The sequence below is a fragment of the Acidisphaera sp. L21 genome (assembly GCF_009765685.1).
Taxonomy (GTDB): domain Bacteria; phylum Pseudomonadota; class Alphaproteobacteria; order Acetobacterales; family Acetobacteraceae; genus LMUY01.
The window spans coordinates 20790-30765 of sequence record NZ_LMUY01000019.1 but is presented as its reverse complement, the minus strand read 5'-3'; the positions used below and the strand labels follow the sequence as shown (position 1 = coordinate 30765).

Here is a 9976-nt window from a genome sequence, read left to right as displayed (position 1 = left end):
AGGCAGGCCGCCGACCTCATGCGGAGTGCATAACACCCTCTAGCTCTGGCACTCGAAGTAACTCTGGCACCCGAAGTAACTCTGGCACTCGAAATGACTTAGGCCATTCCGGCGGCGGCCAGCACGGTCGCCAGGCCGGCGGTCATGCCGCGGATGCTCTGCGTGGGCTCGACGTCGATCCATTCCTCCAGCGAGTGGCCGCGACCACCCGTCCCGCCGGAGCCAATGCGCAGGGCGGGAATGCCCAGGCTCATCGCGATATTTGCGTCGGTGGAGGAAGAGACGAAGCGTGGCTGGTAGCCGTGGGCGCTAATGGCGGCGTGCGCCAGTTGCACCAATTCCGAGTCCTCGGGCGTGTTGCCGGCGGGGCGGTCACCGATCGGCGTCAGCGTGTAGGTGACGGGGCCGTTGGCGGTGGAGCGAGCGGCGTTTTCGGCCGCGACTGACCTGTCCAGCAGCACGATGAATTGCGCTTCCAGCTTGGCCAATTCGGCGGCGGATTCAGATCGCAGGTCGAACTCCATCCACACCGAATTGGGGATAGCGTTGATCGAGGTGCCGCCGCCGGTGACGCTGGCGCTGAAAGTGGTTTTGGGCTTGGCCGGGACCACCAGCTTGCCGAACCGGGCGGTGGCGTCGGCCATGGCGAACATCGGGTTGACCACGCCGAACGCGCCGTAGCTGTGGCCGCCAGGTCCGTCGAAAGTGACGCGGTAGCGCTTGGAGCCGACGCCGCCGATGGCAATGCGGTCCACCTCCGGGCTGTCGACGGTGATGAAGGCACTGATGCGATCCTTATACCGCCCCTTTCCAAACAGATGGCGCATGCCGCGCAGGTCGCCGGCGCCTTCCTCCCCCACATCGGCGACGAACAGGATGTCGTTACGGGTTTGGATGGCGGCTGCGTCCAGGGCGCGCATCCAGGCAAGCAGGACGGCCAGGCTGCGTGTGTCGTCACCGACGCCAGGTGCGAACAGCTTGGTACCCTCGCGGCGGACTGTCACCTCGGTGCCTTCGGGAAAGACGGTGTCCAAATGGGCGGCGATGCAGATCAGCCGGCCATTGCCGATGCCGCGGCGCAGCCCCGTCACATTGCCTTCCTCATCGATTTCCACGTCTTCCAGGCCATGGGCCTTCGCCATGGCGCACCATTTCTCGGCGCGGGTGCGCTCCTTGAACGGGGGCGCCGGGGTTTCCGTCAGGTCGATGATATCGGCGACGGTGCGGTCATGTTCAGCGGCCAGGGTGGCGGCAGCGGTTTTGAACGCGGCGCTGTCGATCACGTGCCGGATCTGGGTCAGGGTCTGCTCGGTCATCGGTCTCTCCGCTTGGCGCTGGGCGGCGGACCATACCGGCCCGCACGGGCGTGTCCAAGGCTGGTGGCATGGTGTTTGCGTTGCAGCATGGCGGGTTCGTGAAAGGATCTCCGATGGGCCGCCCGCATTTCCACCTCGCCTGGTTTCTGTCCCGTGGCTACAGCCCGAAAGGCTGGCGGCAGGATTGGTCGGGCGACACGGCGGAGACCTGGATGTCGCCGGACCTGTTCGTGGATCTGGCGCGCGGGATGGAGCGGGCGTGCTTCGACTACATGATCCTCGAGGACTCGTCGCACGTGCCTTACAAGTATCAGGGCTCGCACGACACCTACCTGAAATATGCCGCCGCCACGCCGAAGATGGACCCGGCGGTGCTGGTCCCCTATCTGGCGCAGGCGACCAAGCATGTGGGCCTGGTACCGACGCTGTCGACCACGGAATACCAGCCCTACATGCTGGCGCGGCTGGTCAACACGCTGGACCATGCGACGCAGGGCCGGGTCGGCTGGAACATGGTGACGGGCAGCAGCGACCATGGCGCGCAGAATTACGGCATGGACGCGCAGTATCCGCACGACGAACGCTACGACCGGGCCGACGAGTTCGCGGAAATCGTGACCCAGTTGTGGGAATCCTGGGACCCGGATGCGGTGGTGCTGGACCGCGATACGCCGATGTTCGCCGATGGCAAGAAGGTCCACCCGATCCACTACCAAGGTAAATACTACAAGTGTCGCGGTCCGCTGAACGCGCCACGCTCGCCGCAGGTACGGCCGGTGTTGTGCCAGGCAGGCGGGTCGCCACGCGGCCAGGCGTTTGCCGGGCGCTGGGCGGACACGATCATCGCCTCCGCCGACACGGTGGAGCAGATGAAGGCGTTCCGCATGGGCGTGCGCGAGCGCGCAATGGCCGCCGGGCGCGACCCGGATGGCATCAAGGTGCTGTTCCTCGCCTACCCGATCGTCGACACCAGCATGGAGGCGGCGCGGGACCGCCGCGCGCGGGAGCGGCAGGAGCATATCGATCACCTGGACATGCATCTGGCGCTGATGTCGACCACGGGCGGGATTGATTTCTCCCAGTTCGACCTGGACGAGCCACTGCCGGCGCTGACCACGAACGGCCACCAATCCACCGTCGCGCGCTACCAGGGCAAGACCACCCGGCAGTTGGCGCTGGCCAACGCGATCAAGTCGGGCATCGACTTCACCGGCACAGTCGACCACGTCGCCAGCGTCATGGAGGAAACGATGCAGGAGGTCGGCGGCGATGGCTTTCTGCTGTTCAACGGCGAGTTTACCCGGCGCTACATCATGGAAATCACCGACGGGTTGGTGCCGGAGCTGAAGCGCCGCGGGCTGACCCGCACCGGCTACTCGCACAAGCATTTCCGCGACAATCTGATGGAGTTCTAGCAGGCGCCTGCCTCGCTGCTCCCTCACGCGCGGCGCACGCCCCAGAACACCGGGTTCGAGCCCTTCACGAACCCGGTCAAATCCGACCTGTACGCGGTTGGTTGCGACCACTGGCCCAGCGGGATGTAAGGCACCGCGCGAAATGCCTCCAACTGCATCGCCTCCGAAGCGCGTTTCTGCCCGGCGAGGTCTGGCGCGTTGAACCAGGCCACGCGTTGTTCGTCCAACGCCGGATCGGTCGGCCAGCCGAACCAGGCTTTCAATCCATTGCCACGCAATTGCGCATTGGTCGGGTCAGCGGCGCCCAGCCCGGTTTGCCTCGTGTTGAAACTGCTCCAGCCGCCATCAGTGATCGGCTTCGTCACCGCACGGCGGGACAGCAGCGTGCCCCAATCCGTCGCCTCGATCCGGCTCTTGATCCCGAGTTGCTGGTAGATGCCGAGTGTGACTTCCGCCATGGCATGCATCTGCGGCTGATCCGCCGGGTCCATGATGACCGCCGTCTCCCCGGCATAGCCGGACGCGTCCACCATCTTGCGCGCCAAGGCGATGTCGCGCTTGCCGGTCAGCGCCGCCATCCCGGCATCGCTCGCCATCGGTGACCCGGCAGTGAAATACCCAACCGGGATGCGGGCATATTCAACCTGGTCCCCCAGCACTGCTGCAACGAACTCTCGCTGGTCAACCGCGGGCAGCAGCGCCTGGCGCAGCTTGGCGTTGTTGAACGGTGGCTGCAGGTGGTTCAGCGCGATGATGCCGATCAGGCCGAACGCGTCCAATTGCTGGACGGCGACCTTCGGGTCTTTCTTCAGGCTGGGCACCAGGTCGAACAGCGGCTGGTCGATCCAGTCGATCTCCCCTGCACGCAGGGCGGACGCGGCGGTGCCCGGGTCCGGCTGGGTCACCCATTCGACCCGATCGAAATGGGCGATTTTGCCGCCAGCCAGGAAGTTAGGTGGCGCGGCTCGCGGCTTATAGCCCTCGAACCGCGCGTACACGGCGCGCACCCCGGCGACCCATTCGTTCTGCAGGAACTTGAACGGGCCGCTGCCGGTGAAGTCCTTGATCGCCTCGCCGGCCGATGTTTTCGCCACGCGTTCCGGCATGATGAAGCAACTGCTGGCGCCCAGCGCGTACAGCATGCGCGGGAACGGCGCCGTCAGCCGTATGCGGAACGTGAGGTCGCTCGGCGCGGTGATCTCCGCCGTCAATGCCAGAAGCTGCTGGCCGAACGTGTCCCGCTGGCCCCAGCGCCGGATCGACTGCGCCACATCCACGCCGCGCACCGGCGTGCCATCATGGAACAGCAACCCGTCGCGCAGGGTGAAATCCCACACCAGCCCATCTGGCGACACAGTGCTACCGGCGCACATCTGCGGCTGTGGCGCCAGGTCGATGTCCACGCCATACAGCGTGTCATAGACCATCAGCGAGTGGGTTATGACGACGATGGCAGTCGTCCACACCGGGTCGGGCACGGAATAGGCAGCCTGCGGCACGAAGCGCAGCACGCGGCTGCTAGCGGACTGCGCCAGGGCGGGGCGGGCCAGCACTAGCCCACCCGCCGCGGCGGACCCGCCGATCAGGGCGCGACGATGGATCATCTGCGTCTTCCTCCTGCAGCCAAAGGTGCAAGGGTTAAAAGCAAACGCCGGGCCACTGCCGAAACCGACAGGTAGCGACAAAACTTTAATCATTTTAACGCCATGGTTCGCACGCAATTTCGTTAGGACGTGCCGATGTGGGCCTGGGTCAATAACCGCAGTGTGGGTGCCAAGCTCGGCGCCAGTGTCGTTCTCACCGTGTTGACGCTGGTGCTGATCGGCGCGGCCACATTGCTGATGGCGCGGGACCAGATGCTGGAAGATCGCGGCAACAAGGTGAAGACCATCGTCGAGATGGTGGCCAAATACGCCGACCAGCTCGAGGCCCGCGTCCAGAAGGGCGAACTGACCCACGACCAGGCCGTCACCCGCTTTACCGAGGCCGTGAATGCCGAGCGGTTCGAGGGCGACAATTACTTCGTCCTCTACACGCTGGACGGCACCGTCGTCGCCTCCCCCAACAACCCGGCCTTCGTCGGCACCAATCGCAGCGGCAGCACCGACCCATATGGCGTCAAGATCGTGCAGGTCGCTTTGGAGATGGTGAAGCGCCAGGGCGCCGGCTTCTTCTCCTACAGCTTCCCGCGCGCCACCGGTTCCGAGCCGCTTCGCAAGCTGTCCTACGCCCAGGGCATCAAGCCGTGGGGCATGTACCTCAACGCCGGCATCTACGTCGACGACGTGGACGCCGCCACCTACCGCTATGCCGAGTTCATCGGCGGCACCATCCTGCTCGGCCTGCTGCTCACGGGTGCGGCCAGCCTGGTGATCCGCCGCTCCGTCGTGCGCGGCCTGTCCGACCTGTCCGGCAACATGCGCAAGCTGGCCGATGGCGATCTGTCCACCGACGTCATCGGCCTGTCCCGTGGCGACGAGATCGGCGTGATGGCCAACACCGTGCAGGTGTTCAAGGAAGTCGGGCTGGAGAAGGTGCGGCTGGAGGCCGATGCCCACACCGCCCGCCAGGCCGCCGACGCCGACCGCAATGCCGCCGAGGCGCAGCGCGCCAAAGCCGCCGCCGAACTGGAAATGGTGGTGCAAGGCCTCGCCTCCCGCCTGGCGCGCCTTGCCAAGGGTGACCTCACCTGCCGCCTGGATGACCGGTTTGCCGCCGAATACGAGCAGCTCCGCACCGACTACAACGCCGCCGTCGAACAACTGGCCGAGGCCGTCAGCCACATCGTCGCCAACACCAAGGCGATCGCCTCCGGTGCGGACGAGATCAGCAGCGCGTCCGACGACCTGTCCCGCCGGACCGAGCAGCAGGCTGCCAGCCTGGAAGAAACCGCCGCCGCACTGGATGAGATCACCGCGACGGTGAACAAGACCGCCGCCGGCGCCCGGCAGGCCCGCGACATCGTCGCCGCCGCGCAGACCGGCGCCGAACGCTCCGGCAAGGTGGTGCAGGATACCGTCGCCGCGATGAGCGCGATCGAGGGGTCGGCGCAAAAGATCAGCCAGATCATCGGCGTCATCGACGAGATCGCATTCCAGACCAACCTGCTGGCCCTGAACGCCGGGGTCGAGGCAGCCCGCGCTGGCGATGCCGGCCGCGGCTTCGCCGTCGTCGCCAGCGAAGTGCGGGCCTTGGCCCAGCGCAGCGCCGGCGCCGCCAAGGAGATCAAGGCGCTGATCTCCACCTCCACCGAGCAGGTCGGCCGCGGCGTGCAATTGGTCGGCGCCACCGGCAAGTCGCTGACCGACATCATCACCCAGGTCGTGCAAATCAGCACCGTCGTGTCCGAGATCGCGGCCAGCGCGCAGGAGCAAGCGGCCGGCCTCGCGCAGGTCAACATCGCAATCAACCAGATGGACCAGGTCACCCAGCAGAACGCCGCCATGGTGGAGCAATCCACCGCCGCCTGCCACGGCCTGTCCAGCGAGGCACGCGACCTCAGCCAGCTGACCGGACAGTTCAAACTGGCCGCCGATGACGCCCCGGCAAAGCCACGGGGTGCCCGCGCAGCCTAGTCCGAACCGGTGGGCCTGTGGTTTATAGCGGTTGCAGGAGAACCGATATGACCGACAGCCCAGCGTCCCCCGACCTCGACACCCGCCTGGCGAAAGCCCTGCCGGAGCTGATCGCACTCCGGCAGGACATCCACACCCACCCGGAACTGGGGCTGGAGGAAGAACGCACCGCCGCCCTCGTCGCCGCCAAGCTGCGCAGCTTCGGCATCGACGTGACGGAGGGTGTCGGCGGCTACGGCGTCGTCGGTACGCTCCGCGGCAAGCGACCCGGCCAGGGCGCGATCGGCCTGCGCGCCGATATGGACGCATTGTCACTGACTGAAACCACCGGCCTGCCCTATGCCTCCGCCACGCCGGGCAAGATGCACGCCTGCGGGCATGACGGGCACACCACCATGCTGCTCGGCGCCGCCCAGATGCTGTCCCAGTCGCCGGATTTCGCCGGCACCGTCCACTTCATCTTCCAACCCGCCGAGGAAGGCCGCGGCGGCGCCAAGGCCATGCTGGCGGACAAGTTGTTCGAGCGGTTTCCCTGCGACGCCGTCTACGGCATGCACAACATACCCGGCATTCCCGTCGGCAATTTCGCTCTGCGCAAGGGGCCGCTGATGGCCGGCTCCGGCCGCTGGGTGGTCACCTTCCGCGGCACTGGCGGCCATGGCGGCAACTCCGCCCATATCTCCACCGACGTCACGGTCGTACTCGCCTCCTTCATCCAGGCGCTGCAGTCCATCGTCAGCCGCAACGTCGCGGCAACCGAAACCGCGGTCATCAGCGTGGGCCACATCGCCGGCGGCTCCCCCCACGCGCTAAACGTCATGCCGTCCGAAATGGTCATCGGCGGCACCATGCGCGCCTTCAACCCGCAAACCCAGGCGCTGCTGGACAAGCGCATGACCGAAGTCGCCGAACTCACCGCCGCCACCCAGGGCGTCACCGCCGAGGTGAACCTGCGCTGGGGCGCCGCGCCGCTGTTGAACCACGACGCACAGACCGACTCCGCCATTTCGGCCGCCGCCCGCGTCACCGGCGAACAGAACGTCGATCCCAACACCACGCCGATCACGGCGGGCGAGGATTTCGCGTTCATGCTGCAGGCCAAGCCCGGCGCCTTCATCTTCATCGGCAATGGCGACGAAGCCGAGGGCCCAGTGCACGGCCTGCACACCCCCAACTACAATTTCAACGACAAGGTCCTACCGACCGGCGTGCGCTACTGGGTCGAACTGGTGCAGCAAGAACTCGCCACGCTGTAGTATTCTCCGCAGGGTTCCCCCCTGCACCCGCAAGAGGACAGCCGTCCCCTTCACCCCTCAAACATCAGGTTTCCAAAGGACGACTGTCCATTGGTGGGGCGCGGGGCAAAGCCCCGACTCTATGCCGGCGAAGCCCGAGCCCGGGCCGTCCCGCCCCGCGACCGCACGAAGGGCAAGCCTAAGTCCAGTCCCACCGCCTTCACGGCCACCCCAAGATCGCGACAAATGTCACGGACGATGTCCTCGACCGCCGCCCATCCGAGATCGTCCAACCGATCCAGCGAGTCCAGCCGTTCCGCCAGTTCGCCGCGCAACCGGTCCGCCTCGGCGCCGTCCGCATCCCGGACAATCGCGTCGCCGACCGCACGGGCGATCTGCCGCCGCATCATCGTGTCGCGACAATCCGCGCGCCCCGGTCGCGCCCAGCCACAATCCAGCCGTTCGGCCAGTAGCACCGTCCGGCGAATGGCGCGGGAGACCTGCGCAAACGCGGCCGCCACGATTTCGCTACGCCGCACGATGTCGCGCCGGGCCTCGCTGGCAGCGCTGGCGGCCCGATCGGCCTCGATCGCCTCGGCCAATGACGTCGCCACCGGCGACACGTCAGGGGCCATCGTCGCCGCCGCTTCGGCCAGCGTCGTCTCCCCCGCGGCCACCCTTGCGAGCATTCGCGCCACGGTCATGCCAATCTCCACCAGTTCCGCCAGTGCGGCGCGGAACGGCTCGGGGGCACGGGCAATCTCGTCGGGCTGTGGTGTGGTCGGTCGCATGGATTGGACAGACCACACCGGCCTTCGGGGTTTCAAGAGAATTAGGCCTTGCCTACCCCCCAGAAAGCCGGGAACGGCGACTTCGCAATCCCCTTCACGCCGCTGCGCCATGCGGTGTACCCCAGGAAGAACCCGGTCGGGATGAACGGCACGTAGTCCATCGCCGCCACGTTGGTCCGCACCGCCGCCGCCTTCTCATCCGCCGAATTGGTCGCATCGAACCAATCCGCCAGCGTCTTCTGCACCTCCGGCGAATCCGGCCACCCCAACGAGGCCGTGGCCCCACTGCAATCAACCATCTTATGTCCCGCCGGGTTGGCGCACTCCGCCCCGGCGACCCATGTCAGATAGATGCTCCACCCGCCCTTATCCAGCGGCGCCTTGCTGGCGGATCGGGTGGATTGCATGCCCCAATCCACCGCCTGGTAATCGACGTTGATCCCGGCAGTCTTGAACGCCTCCGCAATCACGTCGCCCTGCACCTTCACCGTCGGCACGTCGGCGGCCACCGGCATGATGATCTTCTCGCCGTTATAGCCGGCCTGCTGCAGCAGCCGCTTCGCCTCGTCCGGCCGGCGCTTGCCCAGCAGCCGCTCGCTGCCCTGTTCGGTGTAGTACGAACTACCCGGCGTGAACACGCTGGGCATCCTCTTCCAGGTCGACTCATCGTCCCCCATCAGCGCGCGCATGATCTCGCTCTGGTCGATCACCAACTGCATCGCCTGGCGCATCAGCTTCATGTTGCTCGGCGCCACCAGGCAATTCGGCCGGCACAGCGCCACGTTGCCCAGCGGATCGGCGATGTCCACCTGCACGCCCTTGGACGATTTCAGCAGCGGCACCAAATCGGGGATCACCGTCTCCCACCAATCCACCTCCCCACTCTGCACCGCGGCAGACGCCGTGGCCGGGTCCGGCATCGTCACCCACTCGATCCGGTCCATCAGCATGCGCTTGCCGCCCGCCAGCCAGACGCCGGGCTCGTCGCGTGGCTTATACGCGGCGAATTTCTCGAATGCGGCATTGGCGCCGACGACCCAGTCCTTGGTCATGAACCGCATCGGACCGGAACCGACATACTCCGTGATCGTCTTGAACGGGTCGGTATTGGCAATCCGCTCCGGCATCACGAACAGCACGATCGTCGTGCTTTTGGCGAACGCGTATAGCAGCTTCGGAAACGGCTTGTTCAGCCGCAGCCGGAAATTCAGGTCGTCCACCACCTCGATCGCATCCAGGCACGTCTTCAGCCGCCCCGCCATGACATCCCGCGCCATCCAGCGCTTGATGCTCGCCACCGCGTCCTTTGCGCCCACCTTCTCGCCGTCATGGAAGGCCAGCCCGCTGCGCAACCGGAAGCTCCACAGCTTGCCATCGCTGGACGACTCGTGCCCCTCGCACATCTGCGGCTGCGGCTGAAACTTGTCGTCGATGCCGTACAGCATGTCCCACACCAGGAACCCGGCGTTGCGCACCACCTGCCGCGTGGTCAGCACCGGGTCCATGCCGGACAAATCCGCCTGCGGCACGAACCGCAGCACGTTCGACCCGGCGGCCCGCGCCACGAACGGCGCAGCCAGTGCCAAGGCGCCCCCGGCCAGGAAGCTTCTGCGCGCAATGGTCATGAGCTGTCCCCTCGATACG

The 9976-nt window shown here is 66.4% G+C and carries 7 protein-coding genes; 3 read left to right on the top strand and 4 right to left on the bottom strand.

Features of this window, described 5'->3' with window-relative positions:
* Positions 1 to 98 precede the first annotated feature (98 nt).
* A complete protein-coding gene (locus GSQ76_RS05370; protein ID WP_158742884.1) occupies positions 99 to 1316 on the bottom strand; it encodes a M20/M25/M40 family metallo-hydrolase in 1218 nt (405 codons plus the stop codon).
* 113 nt (positions 1317 to 1429) lie between these two features.
* On the opposite strand from GSQ76_RS05370, the gene GSQ76_RS05365 reads away from it, so the two are divergent.
* Positions 1430 to 2731: an NtaA/DmoA family FMN-dependent monooxygenase gene (locus GSQ76_RS05365; protein ID WP_158742883.1), complete on the top strand. Its 1302-nt coding sequence runs from the start codon at positions 1430 to 1432 to the stop codon at positions 2729 to 2731.
* A 23-nt stretch (positions 2732 to 2754) separates the two neighbouring features.
* Here GSQ76_RS05365 and GSQ76_RS05360 read toward each other — a convergent pair whose 3' ends face one another.
* Positions 2755 to 4335 carry an ABC transporter substrate-binding protein gene (locus GSQ76_RS05360; protein ID WP_158742882.1) on the bottom strand — a complete coding sequence of 527 codons (1581 nt, stop codon included), beginning with the start codon at positions 4333 to 4335 and terminating at the stop codon, positions 2755 to 2757.
* Positions 4336 to 4470: 135 nt separating this feature from the next.
* Here GSQ76_RS05360 and GSQ76_RS05355 point away from each other — a divergent pair, with 135 nt between their 5' ends.
* Together GSQ76_RS05355 and GSQ76_RS05350 are read left to right on the top strand one after the other, a co-directional pair.
* Complete coding sequence (locus GSQ76_RS05355) at positions 4471 to 6306, top strand: methyl-accepting chemotaxis protein (RefSeq protein WP_216850911.1); 1836 nt, start codon at positions 4471 to 4473, stop codon at positions 6304 to 6306.
* A gap of 47 nt (positions 6307 to 6353) precedes the next feature.
* Positions 6354 to 7562 (top strand): M20 aminoacylase family protein, encoded by a 1209-nt coding sequence (locus tag GSQ76_RS05350; protein WP_158742881.1) that lies wholly within the window; start codon positions 6354 to 6356, stop codon positions 7560 to 7562.
* A gap of 119 nt (positions 7563 to 7681) precedes the next feature.
* Here the strand turns inward: GSQ76_RS05350 and GSQ76_RS05345 are convergent, their stop codons facing one another.
* Together GSQ76_RS05345 and GSQ76_RS05340 are read right to left on the bottom strand one after the other, a co-directional pair.
* Positions 7682 to 8332 carry a hypothetical protein gene (locus tag GSQ76_RS05345; RefSeq protein ID WP_158742880.1) on the bottom strand — a complete coding sequence of 217 codons (651 nt, stop codon included), beginning with the start codon at positions 8330 to 8332 and terminating at the stop codon, positions 7682 to 7684.
* 41 nt (positions 8333 to 8373) lie between these two features.
* Positions 8374 to 9957 carry an ABC transporter substrate-binding protein gene (locus tag GSQ76_RS05340; RefSeq protein ID WP_158742879.1) on the bottom strand — a complete coding sequence of 528 codons (1584 nt, stop codon included), beginning with the start codon at positions 9955 to 9957 and terminating at the stop codon, positions 8374 to 8376.
* Positions 9958 to 9976 lie beyond the last annotated feature (19 nt).